This window comes from Gordonia oleivorans (genome assembly GCF_040044975.1).
In the GTDB taxonomy this organism is placed as follows: Bacteria; Actinomycetota; Actinomycetes; order Mycobacteriales; family Mycobacteriaceae; genus Gordonia; species Gordonia oleivorans.
This window is the reverse complement of the sequence record NZ_JBDZDI010000002.1, coordinates 538,308-559,648: the sequence shown is the minus strand read 5'-3', so window position 1 is coordinate 559,648 and position 21,341 is coordinate 538,308. Positions and strand designations below refer to the sequence as shown.

The window sequence follows — 21,341 nt, the reverse complement described above, 5'->3', positions numbered from 1 at the left end:
CTCCCGTGAGAGCGCCGTCGATGTGTGGGTAAGCGCTGTCAGAGGCGGGTGTCCACCGGCTCGGATTCCAGTGCCAGCACACCGAAGACGCATTCGTGAACCTGCCACAGCGGGGCACCCTCGACGTGACGCGACAGCGCCTCCCGGCCCAACCGGTACTCGCGGGCGGCCATCGACCTCTTGTGCCGCAGGTCGCGGGATCGCAGGCGACCGAGGTCGTCGAGGTAGCCGGGGCCGTAGATGATGCGCAGGTAGTCCGGTCCGCGGACCTTGAGGCCGACGGGAAGAACGCGACCGGTGGTGTCGCGCACCATGTTCGCCGCCGCCTTGACCACCATCCCCTCGGCGCCGCCGGACGTGCGTTCGTGCCACCAGCTCTCGGCCCGCGCGACGGAGTCGGGGTCGCGGGCGTCGACCGTTATCCGCCGGGTGGTCGTGAACACCTCGGGGTCGGCCGCGACGAGTGCGTCCGCACACGCCAGATGCCATGCGCGTGGCCGGTTCTCGAGTGTCCGGTCACCGCTCGCGCCACCACCGCAGGCCAGTACCTCGAAGGGCGCGATCCGCACGTCCGCGAGTGTGGCCCCGGCGACGACATACCGGCCGTAGGCGGCCGTGAACGCATAGAGGTCGCGACGACGCGAACCGGCGCGACCCGTCAGCTCGGCCACGTCGAGACCGCGCTGTCCCGCCATCGCCAACTCGTCGGTCAAGAGGTCGTTCTCGTCGGTCGCGGCGGCCGACACCTCGGCGAACTCGGCTCGGATCAGGCCCTCCCCCTTGATGTTCCACGGCAGGATCTCGGCGTCGAGGATCATCCAGGAACACTCGAGATCGGCCATCACGGGCACGGCGGCCGCCGACACCCGCGCCAGCACCTCGGCGGTGTCCGCGTCGTCGAAGAATGCCCGGCCGGTCCGCGTGTAAATGGCACCGCGACCACCGGCGACACCGAAGCATCTCCGTGCGGTGTCCGGACCGTCGACGATGACGAGGCACGCGCGCGAACCCATGTGCTTCTCCTCGCACACGAGATCGCCCACGCCGAGTTCGGCGTAGTGCCGCACCGCCGCGCCGGGACTCTCCAGCAGGTCGTCACGGTCGGAGCCGACCGGACTCATCGTCGGAGGCAGGTATCGCAGCCACCGGGGATCGACGGCGAAGCGCGACATGGTCTCCAGTGCCGCGGCCGCGTTGTCCTCACGCACCGTCACCGGTGGGCCGAAACGTGTTCGGATCGAGCGTTTTCCGGCGACGTCGGCGAGCGTCAACCGGGCCCGCAGCTGATCGTCGGCGTTACTGGTTCCGTATCCCATGGGTCGACCCGGATCGTGATGAACGGCGCGGGCCGGTACCGACATGATCTCGCGCTCGGGATATCGCAACGCGGTCAGCGCCCCACCGAAGACACAGCCGGTGTCGATGCACAGCGTGTTGTTGACCCAGGCCGCCACCGGAACGGGGGTGTGGCCATAGACCACGGCCGCACTCCCCCGATAGTCGCGCGCCCAGTCGATGCGTACCGGGAAACCCCACCGGTCGGTCTCTCCGGTGGTCTCACCGTAGAGTGCGGCATTGCGTACCCGGCCCGAGGTACGGCCGTGATAGCGCTGCGCGAGCCCGGCGTGTGCGATCACCAGCCGACCGTCGTCGAGAACGTAGTGGGCAATCAACGAATTGAGGAAATCCAGCGCCCAGGAACGGAATTCCGGCGTCGTGCGCGCGAGTTGCGCCATCGATTCGGCGAGACCGTTGGTGAGCGGCGTCGGCCGCGACGCCCGAGTGCCCTCGCTCTCGCGGCGCAGCGCCCGCACCAGCTTCTCCTCGTGGTTTCCGCGGACACAGAGCGCCAAGTCCGCCTCGACCATCGCACCGACGATCGCGAGTACCCGGGGTGTGTCGGGGCCGCGATCGACGAGATCGCCGACGAAGATCGCCTTCCGCCCGTCCGGGTGATCGTCCACCCGTGCCACGAGACCGGTGGGATCGATCTCGATCCGCCAGCCGAGTTCGGTCAGCAGATCGACGAGTTCGTCGGCACAGCCGTGCACGTCGCCGATGATGTCGAACGGCCCGTGCAGATTGGTCTTGTCATGATAGAGCCGGGTCCGCACGATGGTGGCCGTGTCGATCTCGGCGACGCCGTCCAGGAGGTGGACATAGCGAAAGCCCTCCTTACGCAACGACTTCCGAGACGAGCGCAGCAGCGCCCGCTGACGGGTGACCACACCGGAGTCGCGGCCATCTCGCTGCGCACGCCGGTTCAGTTCGCCGGTCTCGACATCGAGGACGACGGCGACGGCGAAGACGTCGTTCTCCTTGGCCAGATCCAGGAGTACCCGGCGATCCTCCGGACGCAGCGACGTCGCGTCGACGACGGTGAGCTGGCCCCGGCGCAGCCGCCGACCGGCCACATCAGCGAGAACCGCGAACGCATCACCGGTGGCCGCCTGATCCTGCGGATCGTCGGACACCATGGCGCGCAGCGCATCCGACGACAGCACCTCGGTCTCCCGGAAGTGCCGGCGGGCGAAGGTGGACTTGCCCGAACCGGTCACCCCGACGAGGACCACCAGGCAGAGATCCGGAATCTCGATCGTGGTCATGATCTCACCTCGGTTGATCGGTCGTCGACGCGCTCGAAGACGGCGCACTGGGTCGGGCTCCCGTATTCGGGTGAACCGTCGCCGATCCCGTCGATCTCGACGGCATAGGAGTACTCGGCGGCGACATCTGCACACCAGGTGGCGAATTGGGCACGCGTGAACTCGAATCGGTGATCCGGGTGACGCATCTGCCCGTCCGGGATGCCGTATTCCACGTTGTACTCCCGGTTGGGTGTGGTGACGATGACCGTGCGTGGGGCGATGTCGCCGAACATCGTCCACGTCGCGGTGGGCAACCGCGACAGGTCGATGTGTTCGATGACCTCCATCAGCACCGCGACGTCATAACCGGTGCATCGTGGATCGGAGTACATCAACGAGGATTGCCACAGCGCGACGTGACGCCACCGCTCCAGACGCCGCCCGGCGGTACGAAGCGCTGCGGCGGACACATCCACCCCGCCGAGTTCGGCGATCCCCGGCAGGTCGGCCAGATCGGCGAGCAGGGCGCCCTCACCGCAGCCGACATCGAGCACGGTGCGGGCGCCTCGCCGGCGGATGACCTCGATCACGTGGGAACGTCGGGTCCGTGCCAGCGACGTCCGGCCGCACTCGACGGACACCTCGGCACCGACCAGTTCGGCCGCCTGATCGGCAAGTCCCGGTAGGTGTTTGACCGAGGCGCGGGCGATCGCGAGGCGGTGTGGATGCGTGGCGAGCCAGTCACCTGCCCGACGGCGGAGTTTGTCGATCTCGGAGTCGTCGACGAAGTAGTGCTTGTCGTCGGCGAGTACGGGCAGCAGCACCGCGAGATGCCGAAGCGCATCGCCGACGCGCTGACGTCCCCTCAACTGCAGACGGGCGTGGCCGGACGGACCCAAGTCACCCGGGGTCAGTTGCCCGCGATAAACGTCCACCTCCCACCCCAGCGGGCCGAACAGGTCAGCGGGTGTCAGTGCCGACGCGAGTGGCACGGCGGCGACGGTCACCGTCAGCTCCCACCGGCGCGCCACCAACTCCGGACGGGTGGCACACCGTCCGGCGAGCGCATCGCCGAACACCTTGCCCAGTGCCACCACCAGCCGTGACGACGCCTCGTACGGGAGCGCGTTCACGTACCGGTTCACCTCGGCCGTCCGCGGGGGCATCACGTCGGTGCCGTCGAGGTACAGCGCCGCCCGGCACACGGCCGGATCGGCCACCGGATAGAACACCGTCGCCTCGCCCTGGGTGGTCTCGAACCGCTGCACCCGGTCGGGATGCTTGTGCAGCAGGAAACCCAGATCGGTGGCGGGCGTCGTCGGGTCATCCGAGCGTGCCTCGATGGTCATCAACACACCGCAACGGTAGCGATGCGGGCAAGCGACTTCGGTTCCGAACCGCGGACCGAATGTCGTTTTTGCGCGGTTTGCGCTGGTCACGCAAGCCACCGCCGAGTTGGGCGGACCTCGAGATAATGTTAGCCTTCCCTAACGTGCGGCCTCGATAGGTGCGAGGTCGAGTCACGTTGCACTCCCGGAAGGCATCACATGAAGGTCTGCGTCGTCGGCGCCGGTCCCTGCGGACTGACCACCATCAAGCAACTCCTCGACGAGGGCCACGAGGTGGTCTGCTTCGACAAGAACCCCTCCTCGGGCGGCATCTGGCTGCGCGAGGGTGACGACGGCTCCACGATGAAGGCCTATGACAGCCTGATGCTGACCATCTCCATGAAGCTGATGGCCTACTCCGATTTCCCCTTCCAGGGTGGTCGCGTCTTCTATTCGCGCCGTGAGTATTTCGAGTACCTGCAGGAATACGCGACGACCTTCGGTCTGCATGATCACATCCGGTTCGGTCACGAGGTCACCGACATCGTGCGCAAGCCGGCCTCCTGGACGGTGACCGTGCAGCACGACGGCGTCGAGACGATCGAGGACTTCGATGCCGTGGCGGTGTGCTCGGGCCCGTTCAAGACCCCGCATCGCGACATCCCCGGTCTGGAGAACTTCACCGGCGAGATCGTCCACTCCGCCGAATACCGCGACAACGAACGGTTCCGCGGCAAGAAGGTCCTGGTGGTCGGGATGGCCGAATCCGGTGCCGACATCGTGCGGGAGGTCGGTGACGTCGCCGACGAGTGCACCCTCGCGATCCGGTCCTACACCTATCTGCTGCCACGCATCTTCAACGGCACCCGAACCACCGACAACGGTACGGTCCGGTCGCATCATCACGAAATGCTGGACCGCTCTTCGCATTACCCGTTCGCCCTGGACACGATCTGGGGACGCAGCCCGATCGCCAAGGCGGTGTTCGGGGTGGTGTCGGTGGTCCTCGGTGTCCTCACCACCGCACTCGGCGCGGCCCGGGTCTACCGCGACAAGCTGATCCCGTCGATGCGCGCCCCGCAGCCGGAACTCAATCCGATGCGCAAGGCCGTCGATCCGCCCAAACTCGACATCGGGACCGAGCACAACGACGCCAACTTCGAGATGATCCGCACCTGGAATCGCCGCTCGCACCCGGACGGCAGTTGGGCGCAACGTGGGATCTTCTGCAAGAACGTCAGTTTCATCCCGCATCTGGTCAGTGGCCGCATCACGCTGAACGACGCCGGTATCTCCTCCTCCGACGGCAACACCGTCACCTTCGGTGACTCCACCTCGGCCGAGTTCGACACCATCGTGCTGTGCACCGGCTTCGCCAAGGAGGAGTTGTCCATCGGCGACCTGCAGGTCAAGGACGCCAACGTGCGCAACCTGTACAAGCACTTCCTGCATCCCGAACATCAGGGCACCGCCGCATTCATCGGTTTCGTCCGTCCGTTCTCCGGCGGCATCCCGATCTGCGCGGAGATGCAGGCCCGGTACTTCGCCCGCGTGCTGAGCGGAAAGCTCACTCCCCCAGCCGATCTCGACGAGCGCATCGGCCGCGAGAAGGAATGGGAGGAGCACTGGACCGAGTTGAGTCCCCGCCACACCGAGGCCATCCCGTCGCAGGTCCTCTACCTCGACGCGCTCGCACGCGAGATCGGCTGCCTGGTACCGATGAGCATGATGCTGCGCAACCCGAAACTGTTCATCCAATTGTGGTTCGGCTCGTTCAACCAGGCCTGCTATCGCATCGTCGGACCGCACAACCGCGGCAAGGCGGCACTGGACGACCTGTACTCCGAGATCGTCGACAACCGACGCGAGATGGCGTGGCGCATGTCCACGTTGCGGTTCCTGCCGACCGATGTGCATCCCGAACACATGATGTAGCAACGGTTCTCGCCCGGCAGTTGTCACACCGGGCAGGACCTGCGCTCAGCGCAGTTCGCGCCACCGGGCCACCATGTCGTCAACGTCGATGGTCCGCGCGACGATGTGCGACGCGGGACCCATGGTGGGCCGCAACCGATCCTGTTTCACCCGCTTGTTGTAGTCGTCGAGGATCGCACGCACCGCCTGCTCGTCGGAGATGCCGCGCAACGACTCCGGGAAGGTGTCGGCCTCTTTGCGCAGTTGCAGCGTCGGCGGTAACAGGGCGGTGGAGTCGAGTTCCTCGTCGCGGATCTTCTGCTTGGCCCACCAGTCGGGATCGTCGAGTCCGGACAGGTTCAGCGGCTTGCCCATGCCGGGGAGATTGTCGAAGTCACCGCGTTCGGTGGCCTCGCGGATCATCTTCTCCACGCGATCCTCATGCCGCTGCGGTTTCCACCGCCGGACACGACGGAAGTGTCCCTCCGGTGGATCCGTTCCTTCGGTCACGCCTCAGACGGTGAAACCGAGGGCACGCAGTTGCTCGCGGCCGTCGTCGGTGATCTTGTCTGGGCCCCACGCCGGCAACCAGACCCAGTTGATCTCCATGTCGGTGCACAACCCGCTGCTGACCAGAGCCGACCGCGACTGATCCTCGATCACGTCGGTCAATGGGCACGCCGCCGACGTCAACGTCATGTCGATCTTGGCGACCGCGTCGTCGGTGATCTCGATGTCATAGACCAGGCCCAGATCCACGACGTTGATCCCCAACTCGGGATCGACGACGTCGCGCATCGCTTCTTCGACGTCCTCCAGCAGCGGCAGCGACGTGCTCACCGGCGCTGGTACAGCGGTGGTCGGAGCTTCGGTTGTCGGGGCTTCGGTGGTCGGGGTGCCGGTGTCTGTGGCATCGATTGCCGTCTGATCAGTCTCGTTGCTCATGCGAGTTCCGCTCGTTGTGTCTCAATGGATTCCACCGACTGGGCCAGTGCGTCCTTGAACGCCAGCCAGCCGAGCAGCGCGCATTTGACGCGCGCCGGATACTTGCTCACACCGGCGAAGGCGATGCCGTCACCGATCACGTCCTCGTCGCCCTCGTCCTTACCGCGTGAGGTCATCATGGCGTTGAACGAGGCGACCGCCGCGAGCGCATCATCCAGGTTCAGCCCGACGATCTGGTCGTAGAGCACCGATGTCGACGCCTGAGAGATCGAACATCCCTGTCCGTCGTAGGAGACGTCGGCGATCGTCTCGCCATCGTCACTCAGCGCCACGCGCAGGGTCACCTCGTCCCCGCACGTCGGGTTCACGTGATGGACCTCGGCGCGGAACGGTTCCCGCAGTCCGCGACCGTGCGGATGCTTGTAGTGATCCAGGATGACGTCCTGGTACATCTGCTCCATCCGCATCAGCCGGCCACCCCGAAGAACTTCTGCGCCGTGCGGATGGCGTCGGCGAGGACGTCCACCTCGTCGAGGGTGTTGTAGGCGGCAAACGATGCGCGTGCCGTCGCCGCGATTCCGAAGCGACGATGCAGGGGCCAGGCGCAGTGATGGCCGACCCGGATGGCCACACCCTCGTCGTCGAGGATCTGCCCGAGATCGTGGGCGTGGATGCCGTCGACGACGAAGGACACGGCTCCGCCCCGGTTCTCGGTGGTGGTAGGCCCGATGATGCGCAGTCCGTCGATCTCACCCAGACGTGTCAACGCCCGCTCGACCAGTGAGTGCTCGTGGGCGGCAACGGCATTCATCCCCATCAGCGACAGATAGTCGACGGCGGCACCGAGCCCGACGACCTGCGAGGTCATCGGCACACCGGCCTCGAATCGCTGCGGCGGTGCCGCATACGTCGAGACCTCCATGGTGACGGTCTCGATCATCGATCCGCCGGTGATGAAGGGCGGCAACGCATTCAGCAGTGCGCTCTTGCCGTAGAGGACACCCACCCCGGATGGCCCGAACATCTTGTGCCCGGAGAATGCGGCGAAATCGACGTCGAGCGAGGCGAAGTCGACCGGCATGTGCGGCACCGACTGGCAGGCGTCGAGCACCACCAGAGCGCCGACCTTGCGAGCACGGCTCACCAGTTCGTCGACGTCGGCAACGGCGCCGGTCACGTTCGACTGGTGCGTGAACGACACCACCTTCACCGTCTCGTCGAGGACCAGGGAGTCGAGATCGATCCGGCCGTCATCGGTCACGCCGTACCAGCGCAAGGTCGCACCGGTGCGCCGGCACAACTCCTGCCACGGAACGAGATTCGCATGATGCTCGAGTTCGGTGATCACCACGGTGTCACCCGCACCGAGCGCGCGTCCGCCGAGGACGGCGGCGCTGCGGTCGTCACCGAGTGTGTAGGTGACCAGGTTCAGCGACTCGGTCGCGTTCTTGGTGAACACGATCTCGTCGACGCCCGCACCGACGAACGCGGCGATCTTCTCGCGCGCCTGCTCGTAGGCGTCGGTCGCCTCCTCGGCCAGCTGATGCGCGCCACGGTGCACGGCCGCATTGCGCGTGGTCAGGAACTCGCGTTCGGCTTCGAGAACCTGTACCGGGCGCTGCGAGGTGGCCCCGGAATCCAGGTACACCAAAGGTTTGTCGTCGCGGACGGTCCGTCCCAGAATCGGGAAATCGGCCCGCAGCGACGCCACGTCGAAGCCTGCCACCGGTGCGGCGGAGAGAGTCACGACGCCTCCTTCAAGATGATCTCGGTTCGGTGATCGGCGATCCCGGTGAGCCCGACTCAGCGGGCCGCGGCCGCCGAGGTGAATCGCACGTAGCCGTTCTCCTCGAGTTCGTCGGCCAGCTCCGGACCGGCGGACTCCACGATGCGACCGCCGACGAAGACGTGCACGAACTCGGGCTTGATGTAGCGCAGGATGCGGGTGTAGTGGGTGATCAGCAGAATGCCGCCGTTCTCGGCTTCCTTGTAGCGGTTCACACCCTCGCTGACCACGCGCAGCGCGTCGACGTCGAGACCGGAGTCGGTCTCGTCGAGGATCGCGATCTTCGGCTTGAGCAGATCGAGTTGCAGGATCTCGTGGCGCTTCTTCTCGCCACCCGAGAAACCCTCGTTGACACTGCGTTCGGCGAACGACGGATCGATCTCGAGCGCGTTCATCGCCTCCTTGGTCTCCTTGACCCAGTGACGCAGCTTCGGCGCTTCACCGCGGACGGCGGTGGCGGCGGTGCGCAGGAAGTTCGACATCGACACCCCGGGCACCTCGACGGGATACTGCATCGCGAGGAACAGCCCGGCGCGGGCTCGTTCGTCGACGCTCATCTCGAGGACGTCCTCACCGTCGAGGGTGATCGATCCCGAGGTCACCTGGTACTTGGGATGACCGGCGATCGCATAGGACAGCGTCGACTTGCCGGAACCGTTGGGGCCCATGATCGCGTGGGTCTCACCGGAACGCACCGTCAGGTCGACGCCCTTGAGGATGTGGATCGGCTCTGCCTCGGAGTCGCTCTGGGCGACGTCGACGTGCAGGTCGCGGATTTCGAGTGTGCTCATTGATGGTGGTCTTTCGTTGTGTGGGCTGGGCTGGGTGATCTCGATACGGGCCTCGCTTCGCTCGGCCCTACTCGATCAGCGGGTGGATGGGGACTTCGCTTCGCTCGGCCCTCGATCGGCAGGTGGATTCCGTGGCCTGCGCTCGACCCTTCGCTCAGCGGGTGGTGGCGTGAGCGGGGGTGCTCAGGCGCCGGCGTTCTCGAGTTCGGCTTCCACCGCGGCCTCGAGGCGTTCACGCAGATCGGGGACCGAGATCTTGGCGATGATCTCGCCGAAGAATCCGCGGATCACCAGGCGTCGGGCCTGATCCTCGGGGATTCCGCGGGCCTGCAGGTAGAACAGCTGCTCGTCGTCGAAACGTCCGGTGGCACTGGCGTGTCCGGCGCCGACGATCTCGCCGGTCTCGATCTCGAGGTTGGGCACCGAGTCGGCGCGGGCCCCGTCGGTCAGGACGAGGTTCCGGTTGAGTTCGAAGGTGTCGGTGCCCTCGGCCTCGGGCCGGATCAGCACGTCGCCGATCCAGACGGTGTGCGCCTCCCTGCTCCGGTCACTCGGATCACCTTGCAGCGCACCCTTGTACACCACATTGGAGCGGCAGTTGGGCTGGCTGTGGTCGACGAGCAGACGCTGTTCGAGATGCTGTCCGGCGTCGGCGAAGTACAGACCCCACAGTTCGACATCGCCGCCGGGTGCGTCGTAATGGACCACCGGTGACAGGCGGACGAGGTTGCCGCCGAGACTCACCGCGAAGTGGCGCACCACCGCGTCGCGCCCGACCTTGATGTGATGCGCGGCCACATGGACGGCGTCGTCATCCCAGTCGTGCACGTTGACCACGGTCAGCGACGCCTGGTCACCGACCACGAACTCGACGTTCTCGGCAAAGGTGCCGCCACCCTTCTGGTCGAGGACGATCACCGCCCGGGAGAACGGTTCGAGCCGAATCTGGATGTGCCCGTAGGCGACATCGCCTTCACCGGGTCCGGTCACCCGGATGGTCACCGGGTCACTCAGTTCCACTTCCTTGCCGACGGTCACCACGGTGGCCTCGTCGAATGTCGAATAGGCTTGCGCCGCAACACGATCGAACGGAACGCCACCCTCGCCGAGGCGCGGGTCGTCACGTTCGACGGTCTCGGCGGTGACGCCGTCGGTGACACCGTCGACGGTCACCTTCGCGATCGCGGTGGCGGTCGCCGTTCCGTCATGCAGTCCACGCAGGCGACGGAACGGGGTGAACCGCCAGGCCTCCTCGCGCGGGCTGGGAACCTCGAACGCGTCCACGTCGAAGGAGGTGAACTGTTCGCCTTTATTGACCGGGGCGGCCGCATCGGGTGCGGTCACCGGGAGTGTGGGGTCCGCCATCAGCCGACGGCTCCTTCCATCTGCAGTTCGATGAGCCGGTTGAGTTCGAGGGCGTACTCCATCGGCAGTTCCTTCGCGATCGGCTCGACGAAGCCGCGCACCACCATCGCCATCGCCTCGTCCTCGGTCAGGCCACGGCTCATCAGGTAGAAGAGCTGATCGTCGGACACCTTGGAGACGGTCGCCTCATGACCCATCGTGACGTCGTCCTCGCGGATGTCGACGTAGGGGTAGGTGTCGCTGCGGGAGATCGTGTCGACCAGCAGCGCATCGCATTTCACCGTCGACCGGCTGCCGTGCGCACCGTTGTTGATCTTGATCAGACCGCGGTAGGAGGCGCGGCCACCGCCACGTGCGACCGACTTGGACACGATGTTGCTCGAGGTGTTGGGCGCCAGGTGCACCATCTTCGATCCGGTGTCCTGGTGCTGTCCCTCGCCGGCGAATGCCACCGAGAGCACCTCACCCTTGGCGTGTTCGCCGGTGAGCCACACGGCCGGGTACTTCATGGTGACCTTGGAGCCGATGTTGCCGTCGATCCACTCCATGGTGGCGCCGGCCTCGGCCTTGGCGCGCTTGGTGACCAGGTTGTAGACGTTGTTCGACCAGTTCTGGATGGTCGTGTAGCGGCACCGCCCACCCTTCTTGACGATGATCTCCACGACGGCCGAGTGCAACGAATCGGTCTTGTAGATCGGCGCGGTACATCCCTCGACGTAGTGCACGTAGGCACCCTCGTCGACGATGATCAGGGTCCGCTCGAACTGACCCATGTTCTCGGTGTTGATGCGGAAGTAGGCCTGCAGCGGGATGTCGACGTGCACACCCGGCGGGACGTAGATGAACGATCCGCCCGACCACACCGCGGTGTTGAGCGCGGAGAACTTGTTGTCGCCGGCCGGGATCACCGATCCGAAGTACTGACGGAACAGTTCCGGGTGCTCCTTGAGACCGGTGTCGGTGTCGAGGAAGATCACGCCCTGCGCCTCGAGATCCTCGCGGATCTGGTGATAGACGACCTCCGACTCGTACTGCGCGGCGACGCCGGCGACGAGGCGCTGCTTCTCGGCCTCGGGGATGCCGAGCTTGTCGTAGGTGTTCTTGATGTCCTCGGGAAGCTCATCCCACGTGGTGGCCTGCTTCTCGGTGGACCGCACGAAGTACTTGATGTTGTCGAAGTCGATGCCGTCGAGTTCGGCACCCCAGTGCGGCATCGGCTTGCGATCGAAGATGCGCAATGCCTTGAGGCGCTGTTCGAGCATCCACTCCGGCTCACTCTTCTTGCCCGAGATGTCGGCGACGACCGCGTCGGACAGGCCGCGCTGGGCACTCGCACCCGCGACGTCGGAATCGGCCCAGCCGTATCCGTAGTTGCCCAGCGAGGCGATTGTCTCTTCTTGCGTGAGCGGCGCCGCCTTGTCCGGGGCGGCGACCGAGGGATCGGTGACTGTCATCGCGAAGCCTTTCGACTCGTGGTGGGGCGAGCGGGTGCGGGCTGTGCATCGCTCGTTCGTGCATCTGCGGAGCCCGATGGGCTCGAGGGGACCGGCGGCGGCGGCGTTGCCGATGACCCGTCGGGAGGTGGATCCGGATGAGGCAGTGGTACGTGGGTGGTGCAGGCGCAATCACCGTTGGCGATGGTGGCCAGCCGCTGCACATGAGTGCCGAGGAGTTCGGTGAACACCGCGGTCTCGGCCTCGCACAGTTCGGGGAACTCGGTGGCGACGTGGGCGACCGGGCAATGATGCTGACAGATCTGCATCCCCGAACCGACCTGGCGGGTGTTGGCGGAATAGCCGGCGCTGGTCAGGGCGTCGGCGATGTCGGTGACGGTACCGGCGACCGCGTCGGCGTCGGTGGCCGGGGTCACCTCGGCGACGATGCGCTCGACGCGTTCCCGCGCGAACTCCGACACGGCCGCGGACCCGCCGAGATCGCGGAGCTTGCGCATGGCGGCACCGGCGAGATCGTCGTAGGCGTGCCGCAGTTTTCCGCGTCCGGCGGCGGTGAGCTGGAAGAACTTCGCCGGACGACCGCGACCACCGCGATGGCCGAAGGCCGCCGAGGCCTCCTCGACATCGCCCGCCGCGACCAGCGCGTCGAGGTGTCGACGGACGCCCGCGGCGCTGATGCCGAGGCGCTCACCGATCTCGCCCGCGGTCAGCGGACCGTCCTCGACGAGGAGATTCACCACTGCCGCACGGGTCTGACCGTCGGTGTGCACGCTCGTCGGGTGCACACCGGCATGCGCCGAGTCGGTCGACGACACGACCTCACCGCGCACTGATCCACCTGGCATGGTTTTCACAACACGAGTGTGACGTAAATGATTCCCGGGTTCCAGCAAGGGTGCCCTTAGCGGCGCTCATCACAGTGCGACCGCGACCACGATGCGGCCGACGGGGCACACCGTCGCACGGCGTCGATGACCTGGTGTGGCGATGACCTGGAGTGGCGATGACCTAGAGTCGTCGTGTGCCAGAAACCACGGTGCTGCGTCGGGCACTGGATTACGTCGGATTGAGCAAACCCGCTCGATCGACGCCACGCGATCCCGACACACGCGGTGGATACGGCGTGAGCGTCGCCAAGATGCACGACCGCGAACGTGAGGTCGGGCCACTCGATGCGGCCGAGAACCGACGACTGACCCGCATCAAACTCTTCGGTGCGACGGGCACGATCCTCATGCTCGTCGGTTCCCTGGCCACCGGGCAGATCCCGGTGCTGCAGAATCCCGTGGCCGGTGTGCGCGTGCTGTCGTTGCCGTCGCGGATGTGGAGCACCGCACTGACCCTGTCGATCGGCGGCACCATCATGCTGGTGGTGGCCTGGCTGTTGATCGGCCGGTTCGCGGTCGGCCGGTTCAGCGTCGAGGTCCTGCACGGACGCAGCCCGGAACGCCGCATGACCCGCGCACAGGCCGACCGGACCCTGCTGCTGTGGATCGCCCCGATCGTCATCGCCCCGCCGCTGCTGAGCAAGGACATCTACTCCTACCTGGCGCAGAGTGCGATCGCCTACCGCGGGATGGATCCGTACACGGTCAGCCCGCTGCGCGGACTCGGTGTGGAGAACACCCTGACCCGCTCGGTGCCCAACCTGTGGCGCGACACCCCGGCGCCGTACGGGCCGTTCTTCATCTGGATCGGCAAGGGCATCACCGCGCTCACCGGGGACAACATCACCCTGGCGATCTTCGCCCACCGGATCGTCGCCCTGATCGGCATCGCCCTGATCGTCTGGGCACTGCCCCGACTGGCGCGGCGCTGCGGTGTCTCCCCCGTCGCCGCGCTGTGGCTCGGCGCGATGAATCCGCTGGTCATCCTGCATCTGGTCGGCGGCATCCACAACGAGGCCCTGATGCTGGGCATGATGCTCGTCGGTATCGAACTCTCGTTCCGGGCGATCTACGGCACCGATCCGCTGTGGCCCCCCGGTGGTCGCCTGCCCGGCCGGGCGGGCTGGTTGCTCGTCGCCGGCGCGGCCATCATCTCGATGAGTGCGCTGGTGAAATTCACCTCGATCCTCGCGCTCGGCTTCGTCGGCATCGCCCTGGCGCTGCGCTGGGGCGCGACACTTCCGGCGCTGCGACGCGCACCGCTGGGCCAGTGGTGGCCGCGTTCACGCCAGACCGTTCGGGCACTCGCCGCCTCCGCCGGGCTGCTCGCCGCCATCCTCGCGGTCGTGATGGTGCTGGTCTGCCTCGGCACCGGCCTGGGCTTCGGCTGGACCAAGACCCTCTCGACCGGCGCCGTGGTGCGTTCCTGGATGTCCATGCCGACGCTGCTGTCGGTGTCGGCCGGTCGGGTCGGGGTGTTCCTCGGCCTCGGCGACCAGACGCAGGCCATCCTCGACGTCGTACGGCCCCTCGGGCAGCTCATCGCCGCGATCTTCGTGGTGCGGTGGATGCTGGCGACGCTGGCCGGCCGGTTGCATCCGCTGGGCGCACTCGGGGTGTCGATGGCCACCGTGGTGGTGTTCTTTCCGTTCGTCCAGGCCTGGTACCTGTTGTGGGCGGTCATCCCGCTCGCCGCCTGGGCCACCCGTCCCTGGTTCCGGATCGCGACCATCTCGGTGTCGGCGATCATCGCGATCGTCGTCATGCCGACCAGTTCCAACACCAGCGGCGTCGTCCTCGCCCAGGGCCTGCTCGCCGGTGTGATCATGGTCGCGGTCATGACCGCCCTGTTCTTCGAGGACTGGCCGTGGCTGCGCAGGCGACGGCGCAGGTCCGGCGACCGCGCCACCGAGACGACGCCGACCTCGACGTGATCGGCACCGCGTCAACGAGCGGGCGCCGAGCGCTGCCGTGGTTTTTTCCCTGCGCCCACGAGGGCATAGTCTGGCCGGTGTGCGCAGCGCGACCCACCCACCGTCGAGCGACGATCCGATGACGGGTCGTCCGCACGGTGGTCGCCCGCAGGGCACTCGTCGGGACGGTCTTCGTCAGGACGGTGCTGGTCCAGACAGGGCGTCGGCACCGAGTGCCACCGACAACCGCGCCGCCGAACCCGCCCTGCGGATCCGCGGATTGGTCAAACGCTTCGGCGGACACACCGCCGTCGACGGTCTCGACCTCGATCTCGCCCCGGGAACGGTCCTGGCACTGCTCGGGCCCAACGGAGCCGGCAAGACCACGACGGTGGAGATCTGTGAGGGATTCCAGACCGCCGACGAGGGAACGGTGCGGGTGCTGGGACTTGATCCGACCCGCGACAACGACGAACTCCGCCGGCACATCGGAGTGATGTTGCAGGGCGGCGGGGCCTACCCCGGTGCGCGCGCCGAGGAGATGCTGCGACTGTGCGCCGCCTACAGCGCCGATCCGATCGACCCGGATTGGCTGCTCGACGCGCTGGGACTGCGCGACGCGGCCCGCACCCCGTTCCGGCGCCTGTCCGGCGGCCAGCAGCAACGACTCTCCCTGGCCTGCGCCATCGTCGGCCGGCCGGAGTTGGTCTTCCTCGACGAACCCACCGCCGGCCTCGACGCCCATGCCCGGCTGGTGGTCTGGGACATCATCGACCGGCTGCGCGGCGACGGTGTGGCCGTCCTGCTGACCACACACCTGATGGACGAGGCCGAACACCTCGCCGACCACGTGGTCATCATCGACCGGGGCCGGGTCGTCGCCGACGGCTCACCGGCCGACCTCACCAGCCGCGGGGCCGAGAACGAATTACGCTTCACCGCGCCCCGGGGCCTCGACCTGACGCTGCTCGAGTTGGCCCTGCCCGAGGGCTACCACTGTTCGGAGACCGGACCGGGCAATTACCTGGTGCTGGGCACGGTCACGCCCCAGGTGCTGGCGACCGTCACCGGGTGGTGCGCGAAGATCAACGTCCTGGCGACCGATCTGCGGGTCGAGACCCGCAGCCTCGAGGATGTGTTCCTGGATCTCACCGGACGGGCACTGCGATGACCGGCCAGACCACGAATCGATTCCCGGCGGGCACCTTCACCCCCGGCGCCGGCGCGGCGTCCCTGCCCGCGATCCTGGCCGCCCAGACGCGCCTGGAACTGCGCCTGCTGCTGCGCAACGGCGAGCAACTGCTCCTCACGATGTTCATCCCGATCACGCTGCTCATCGGGCTGTGTCTGCTGCCCCTCGACACCGATCTGGGATCGAGCACCGCCGAACGCGCGGCGACGTTCGTCCCCGCGATCATGACCGTCGCGGTGATGTCCACGGCCTTCACCGGCCAGGCGATCGCAGTCGGCTTCGATCGTCGCTACGGAGCGCTCAAACGGCTCGGTGCGACCCCGATCCCGCGGTGGGGGATCATCGCCGGGAAGTCGTTGGCCGTCGTCGCCGTCGTGGTGATGCAATCGATCATCATCGGCGCGATCGGCGCCTCCTTCGGCTGGCGACCCGGCGTCGCGGGATTGGCGATCGGTGCGGTCGTCATCGCGATCGGCACCACCGCCTTCTCCGCACTGGGTCTGCTGCTCGGCGGCACCGGCAAGGCCGAGGTCGTTCTCGCCGTCGCCAACCTGCTGTGGTTTGCCATGGTCGGGATCGGCAGCGTCGTCATCATGGAGTCGCGGATCCCCACCGGCCTGTGGTGGATAGCGAGATGCATTCCCTCCGGCGCCCTGACCGAGGCGCTGGAACGCGCCACGCACAGCCAATTCGACGTCTTCGGCGTCGTGGTGCTGATCCTCTGGGCGGTCGTCGGCGGCGCCGCCGCCGTGCGCTGGTTCCGATTCGAGTGATCCTCATCAACCCCTGATCCTGATAATTCTCACAGCCCCCACGACGACCGGACCGCGATGACCACCTTCGACAAATCCACTTCCGACAAATCCGGCGCCACACCGGCCGGCACCTCCGACGCCGCGCCGACGGCGCCGTCGGGATTCGCTCGGATCCCCGGATTCGGCCGTCCCACCGCACGTTTCGTCCACCGGTGGGCCGTCGCGCTGCTCGTGGCCAACGTCGGGATCGTCGTCACCGGCGGGGCCGTGCGGTTGACCGGCTCCGGCCTCGGCTGCCCCACCTGGCCGCAATGCACCGACGGATCGTTCGTGCCGCATCAGGCGCTCGGCTACCACGGGGTGATCGAGTTCGGCAATCGCATGCTCACGTGGGTGTTGATCGCCATCGCCATCGCCACCTGGGTGGCGGTGTGGCGGCAGGCGTCATCGCAACGCCGCAATCGGGTGTTGGTCACCCTGCTCGCGCTGGGCATTCCGTTCCAGGGGGTCGTCGGCGGCATCACGGTGCTCACCGATCTCAACCCGTGGGTGGTGTCCCTGCACTTCCTGCTGTCGATGCTGCTGGTGTCCGGGGCCACCGTCCTGGTGTTCCGCACCACCCCGTATCCGCGGGAACAGTCACCGGCAGGCCTCGCCTCCCGGACCGGGTTGCTGCTGTCGTGGGCGGTGTACGTGGTGACGTGGGTGGCCATCTACCTGGGCACGGTGGTCACCGGATCGGGCCCGCACGCCGGCGACGCCGAGGCCCCCCGCAACGGCCTGACGCCCTCGCAGACCACCCAACTGCACGCCGACTCGGTGTTCGTACTCATCGGGCTGGCCGTGGCCGCGGTGGTGGTCACCCGGGTGATGCGACTCCCCCAGTCCCGCGCCGCACTGATCTACGTCGGGCTGCTGGCACTGCAGGGCGTCATCGGAGTGGTGCAGTACGCCACCGACCTGCCGATCGTGCTGGTGCTGCTGCACATGCTCGGAAGCGCGCTGCTCCTGATCGGAGCCACCTGGCTGGTGCTGTGGTTCGGCCAGTCCGAGCGGTCGACCGCCGAGAACGTCACACCCGTCCCGGTTCCCTGACACACGTGCGGCCCCGAGGAAGATCCTCGGGGCCGCACGTGTGTTGTTCTGAGTAGATCAGAGAATCGCCTGGTTACGCGGCTTCGGGAAACGCTTCTGGTGGGCAACCCAACCGGCCATCTGCCGGTAGTGACCGGGCTTGACGTTCGTCGACGAGGTCAGGTCCCGATCCCATTCACCGATCTCGAGTCCGTCGACGGCCTCGACGACGGCGGCGGCGGTGTCGATGTCGTCGACGACGCGGTCACCGAGAATGCCGCCGTCCCGACCGACCAGGGTGATGCGGACACCGGCCGCGCCGATCGGCTGCAGGACGGCCGTCGCCGACCCGCCCTCGCGGGCCACGAACTTCCGGATCGACGAGACGACCTCGCCGGGCAGTGACGCCTTCGGGGCCGGCGACTTCGGGGCCGGGGCGGCAGGGGCGGATTCGGGCTGGTCGCTCATGGTTGACGAGCATACCGGCGAGCGGGCCACCGCCGACCATCCCCTCACCGCGAGTGTGAGCGGCATCGCTGCCCACCCGAATCCCGCTCTCACCGTGTACTCCGCCGCGTTCATTGGCACAGTTGAGCAATGTCGAGCATCGAGAACACCGACCGCGAGATCCTCACCTGGGAGCTGAACGGGGTGGCCTGCCGGGAACTGGCCCAACAGGTCGCCGACGACGGATTCGTCCCCGACATCATCCTGGGCATCGCCCGGGGCGGGCTCATCCCGGCCGGGGCGATGGCCTACGCCCTCGACTGCAAACTGATGATCTCGCTCAACGTCGCCTTCTACACCGGTGTCGGCGAGACACTCGCCGAACCCGTGATGCTGCCGTCGTTGCTGGAGAGCAGCGGCCTGCACGATCAGAAGGTCCTCGTCGTCGACGACGTCGCTGATTCGGGCAAGACGCTGGCCCTGGTCGACGACTACTGCGAACATCAGGGGCGCGTCGCCGAGGTCCGCAACGCGGTGATCTATCAGAAGCCGCACACGATCACCACGCCCGACTACTTCTGGCGGATCACCGACAAGTGGATCAACTTCCCGTGGTCGGTTCAGCCGCCGGTTACCGGAACGGGTCTCGCCGACTCCTGACGGCATCAACCCGGACCGAAGCGGTGGATCCGTCCGCGTGTAGAAACGAGACATGCGCGCAATCGAGGTCACCCGTCATGGCGGTCCGGACGTTCTGAGCTACGGCACCGTCGACGATCCGATCCCCACTCCCGACGAGGTGCTCGTCCGCGTCGACGCAGCGGGTGTGAACTTCATCGACACCTACCTCCGGCGCGGCCTCTACCCGTCTGCGCCGCCCTACGTACCGGGAAGCGAGGGCGCCGGTGAGATCGTCGCCGTCGGCGCCGACGTCACCGACCTCGCCGTCGGCGACCGCGTCTGCTGGTGCGACACACCGGCGAGCTACGCCGAACTCGTCGCCGTGCGCGCCGCCCGGGCCGTGCGCATCCCCGACGGCGTCTCCGACCAGGTGGCGGGCAGCTCCCTGCTGCGCGGACTGACCGCGCACTACCTGCTCGACGGGAGTGCCCATCCGTCGGCCGGTGACGCGATCCTCGTCCACGCCGGCGCCGGCGGGGTGGGTCTGATCCTCACCCAACTCGCCAAGCGCAAGGGTCTGCATGTCATCACCACGGTGTCCAGCGACGAGAAGGCCGAGCTCTCCGCCGCCGCGGGCGCCGACCACGTGCTGCGCTACGGCGACGACCTCGTCGAACGGGTACGCGGACTCACCGACGGTGCGGGTGTTCGCGTCACCTACGACGGGGTGGGCGCCGACACCTTCGATCAGTCGGTCGCGACCACCGGCATCCGCGGCATCGTCGTCCTGTTCGGCGCGGCCAGCGGACCCGTGCCGCCGTTCGATCTGCAGCGTCTCAACGCGGCCGGATCACTGTCGGTGACCCGACCCACGCTGGCCCATTTCATCGCCGACACCGAAGAACTGCGGTGGCGGGCATCGGAGTACCTCGGGGCCATCGCCGACGGTCTGGAGGTGCGGGTGGGCCAGCATTATCGGCTGGCCGACGCGGCGCAGGCACATACCGACCTGGAGGGGCGGGTGACCACCGGAACCTCGGTGCTGCTGCCGCGCTGAGCCGCCGCCCCGCTGAGCGGTTGTGCGGGCCCGGCCTCAGAACAGGTCGGCGATGATCGGCAGGTTGACGACGGCGTCGATCGCGAGGCCGCAGAAGAGCACCGCGAGGTACTCGTTGGACTGCAGGAAGATCTTCAGCGGCGTGACCTCGGCACCGTTGCGGGTGTCGCGGTAGAGCTTGTGCACCCGGCTGAGGAACCAGCCACCGGCGAGGACCGCCACCGCGGCATAGATCCAGCTCGCGGCCGGGATCAGCACCAGCGAGGCGATGACCGTGGCCCAGGTGTAGAACACCATCTGCCGGGTCACATGCTCGTCGGAGGCGATGACCGGCAGCATCGGCACGCCGGCGGCCTTGTAGTCCTCGCGGTAACGCATGGCCAACGCCCAGGTGTGCGGGGGCGTCCAGAAGAAGATCACCAGGAAGAGCACGATCGGCTGCCAGCTGAGCGACCCGGTGACCGCGGCCCAGCCGACCAGCGTCGGCATGCACCCGGCGGCGCCTCCCCACACCACGTTCTGCCAGGTGCGGCGCTTGAGGATCAGGGTGTAGACGCCGACGTAGAAACCGATGGTGGCGGTCACCAGCAACGCGCTGAGCAGGTTCGCGGCGAAGTACAGGACGAGGAACGACGCCACCCACAGCAGCAGACCGAACACCAGCGCACTTCGGGTCGCGACCGCCCGGCGCGCCAACGGACGGCGGGCGGTGCGGCGCATCTTCTTGTCGATGTCGGCGTCGGCCACCATGTTCAAGGTGTTCGCGCTCCCCGCGCCGAGCCACCCACCGATCAGGGTGAAGGCGATGACCGCGATGTCGACGTGGCCGCGGGAGGCCTGCAGCATCACCGGGATGGTGGCCACCAACAGCAACTCGATGACCCGCGGTTTGGTGAGGGCGATGTAGGCCATCACGGTCGCGCGGGCCCGGCCGATCAACGAGGCGTTGTCCGCGCCGACCGGCGCGGTGTCGGCGGAGGCAGTGTCAGCGGAGCCCGCAGTGCCCTCGGCGGTCACCCGAACCTCGTCGGGCGCGCCGTCCCGGGAAGCAGACCGGTGAGGCGCGGGGCCGTGGGATGCGCTGCCGTGGGAGGGGGTGTACCGGGAGGCGGCGGCGCCTTCTCCGCTCGCACGTTCCCCAATCCTCACGTCCACTCCTCGCCTGCCCTGGCCGTCTGTTGTCCGGGTGATCTCGTCACGCTCCCTGCCCGCAGGTACACGGTG

Annotated in this window: 19 protein-coding genes; 7 read left to right on the top strand and 12 right to left on the bottom strand. The window is 67.3% G+C overall.

Annotated elements, in window-relative coordinates:
- Positions 1-38 precede the first annotated feature (38 nt).
- Together ABLE92_RS05960 and ABLE92_RS05955 are read right to left on the bottom strand one after the other, a co-directional pair.
- Positions 39-2,606: a polynucleotide kinase-phosphatase gene (locus ABLE92_RS05960; protein WP_348803750.1), complete on the bottom strand. Its 2,568-nt coding sequence runs from the start codon at positions 2,604-2,606 to the stop codon at positions 39-41.
- Complete coding sequence (locus ABLE92_RS05955) at positions 2,603-3,937, bottom strand: 3' terminal RNA ribose 2'-O-methyltransferase Hen1 (protein ID WP_348803938.1); 1,335 nt, start codon at positions 3,935-3,937, stop codon at positions 2,603-2,605. The genes ABLE92_RS05960 and ABLE92_RS05955 overlap by 4 nt, the downstream gene beginning before the upstream one ends.
- Before the next feature lie 198 nt (positions 3,938-4,135).
- On the opposite strand from ABLE92_RS05955, the gene ABLE92_RS05950 reads away from it, so the two are divergent.
- Positions 4,136-5,851 (top strand): flavin-containing monooxygenase, encoded by a 1,716-nt coding sequence (locus ABLE92_RS05950; protein WP_348803749.1) that lies wholly within the window; start codon positions 4,136-4,138, stop codon positions 5,849-5,851.
- Positions 5,852-5,896: 45 nt separating this feature from the next.
- Here ABLE92_RS05950 and ABLE92_RS05945 read toward each other — a convergent pair whose 3' ends face one another.
- The 8 genes from ABLE92_RS05945 to ABLE92_RS05910 all read right to left on the bottom strand — a co-directional run bounded on the left by ABLE92_RS05945 (position 5,897) and on the right by ABLE92_RS05910 (position 13,016).
- The gene (locus tag ABLE92_RS05945) at positions 5,897-6,253 is read right to left on the bottom strand and encodes a DnaJ family domain-containing protein (RefSeq protein ID WP_348803937.1); all 357 of its coding nucleotides are present in this window, start codon (positions 6,251-6,253) and stop codon (positions 5,897-5,899) included.
- A gap of 90 nt (positions 6,254-6,343) precedes the next feature.
- Positions 6,344-6,775: a metal-sulfur cluster assembly factor gene (locus ABLE92_RS05940; protein ID WP_348803748.1), complete on the bottom strand. Its 432-nt coding sequence runs from the start codon at positions 6,773-6,775 to the stop codon at positions 6,344-6,346.
- Entirely contained in the window at positions 6,772-7,242 is a 471-nt protein-coding gene (sufU, locus tag ABLE92_RS05935; RefSeq protein WP_348803747.1) for a Fe-S cluster assembly sulfur transfer protein SufU, read from the bottom strand. Before sufU ends, ABLE92_RS05940 begins: the two co-directional genes overlap by 4 nt.
- Positions 7,242-8,522, bottom strand: coding sequence for a cysteine desulfurase (locus tag ABLE92_RS05930; RefSeq protein ID WP_348803746.1), 1,281 nt, complete (start codon positions 8,520-8,522; stop codon positions 7,242-7,244). Before ABLE92_RS05930 ends, sufU begins: the two co-directional genes overlap by 1 nt.
- A 56-nt stretch (positions 8,523-8,578) precedes the next feature.
- Positions 8,579-9,352: a Fe-S cluster assembly ATPase SufC gene (gene sufC, locus ABLE92_RS05925; RefSeq protein ID WP_348803744.1), complete on the bottom strand. Its 774-nt coding sequence runs from the start codon at positions 9,350-9,352 to the stop codon at positions 8,579-8,581.
- Positions 9,353-9,535: 183 nt separating this feature from the next.
- Complete coding sequence (gene sufD, locus ABLE92_RS05920; RefSeq protein WP_348803743.1) at positions 9,536-10,717, bottom strand: Fe-S cluster assembly protein SufD; 1,182 nt, start codon at positions 10,715-10,717, stop codon at positions 9,536-9,538.
- Positions 10,717-12,171, bottom strand: coding sequence for a Fe-S cluster assembly protein SufB (gene sufB, locus ABLE92_RS05915; protein WP_348803742.1), 1,455 nt, complete (start codon positions 12,169-12,171; stop codon positions 10,717-10,719). The genes sufD and sufB overlap by 1 nt, the downstream gene beginning before the upstream one ends.
- Positions 12,168-13,016 (bottom strand): helix-turn-helix transcriptional regulator, encoded by an 849-nt coding sequence (locus ABLE92_RS05910; RefSeq protein WP_425476172.1) that lies wholly within the window; start codon positions 13,014-13,016, stop codon positions 12,168-12,170. Before ABLE92_RS05910 ends, sufB begins: the two co-directional genes overlap by 4 nt.
- 176 nt (positions 13,017-13,192) lie before the next feature.
- On the opposite strand from ABLE92_RS05910, the gene mptB reads away from it, so the two are divergent.
- The 4 genes from mptB (at position 13,193) to ABLE92_RS05890 (ending at position 18,013) form a co-directional block, all read left to right on the top strand.
- The gene (gene mptB / locus ABLE92_RS05905; RefSeq protein ID WP_348803740.1) at positions 13,193-14,992 is read left to right on the top strand and encodes a polyprenol phosphomannose-dependent alpha 1,6 mannosyltransferase MptB; all 1,800 of its coding nucleotides are present in this window, start codon (positions 13,193-13,195) and stop codon (positions 14,990-14,992) included.
- 79 nt (positions 14,993-15,071) lie between these two features.
- Entirely contained in the window at positions 15,072-16,142 is a 1,071-nt protein-coding gene (locus tag ABLE92_RS05900) for an ABC transporter ATP-binding protein (protein ID WP_348803739.1), read from the top strand.
- Entirely contained in the window at positions 16,139-16,936 is a 798-nt protein-coding gene (locus tag ABLE92_RS05895) for an ABC transporter permease (protein WP_348803738.1), read from the top strand. Before ABLE92_RS05900 ends, ABLE92_RS05895 begins: the two co-directional genes overlap by 4 nt.
- A 57-nt stretch (positions 16,937-16,993) precedes the next feature.
- A complete protein-coding gene (locus tag ABLE92_RS05890) occupies positions 16,994-18,013 on the top strand; it encodes a COX15/CtaA family protein (RefSeq protein ID WP_348803737.1) in 1,020 nt (339 codons plus the stop codon).
- A gap of 57 nt (positions 18,014-18,070) precedes the next feature.
- Here the strand turns inward: ABLE92_RS05890 and ABLE92_RS05885 are convergent, their stop codons facing one another.
- Complete coding sequence (locus ABLE92_RS05885) at positions 18,071-18,460, bottom strand: hypothetical protein (protein WP_348803736.1); 390 nt, start codon at positions 18,458-18,460, stop codon at positions 18,071-18,073.
- Between the two features lie 129 nt (positions 18,461-18,589).
- Between ABLE92_RS05885 and ABLE92_RS05880 the strand changes: the two genes are divergently transcribed.
- Together ABLE92_RS05880 and ABLE92_RS05875 are read left to right on the top strand one after the other, a co-directional pair.
- Positions 18,590-19,099, top strand: coding sequence for a phosphoribosyltransferase (locus ABLE92_RS05880; RefSeq protein ID WP_348803735.1), 510 nt, complete (start codon positions 18,590-18,592; stop codon positions 19,097-19,099).
- Positions 19,100-19,151: 52 nt separating this feature from the next.
- A complete protein-coding gene (locus ABLE92_RS05875; protein ID WP_348803734.1) occupies positions 19,152-20,117 on the top strand; it encodes a quinone oxidoreductase family protein in 966 nt (321 codons plus the stop codon).
- Between the two features lie 36 nt (positions 20,118-20,153).
- Here ABLE92_RS05875 and ABLE92_RS05870 read toward each other — a convergent pair whose 3' ends face one another.
- Positions 20,154-21,134, bottom strand: a complete 981-nt coding sequence (locus ABLE92_RS05870; RefSeq protein ID WP_425476173.1) for a heme o synthase — start codon at positions 21,132-21,134, stop codon at positions 20,154-20,156.
- Between the last annotated feature and the right edge of the window lie 207 nt (positions 21,135-21,341).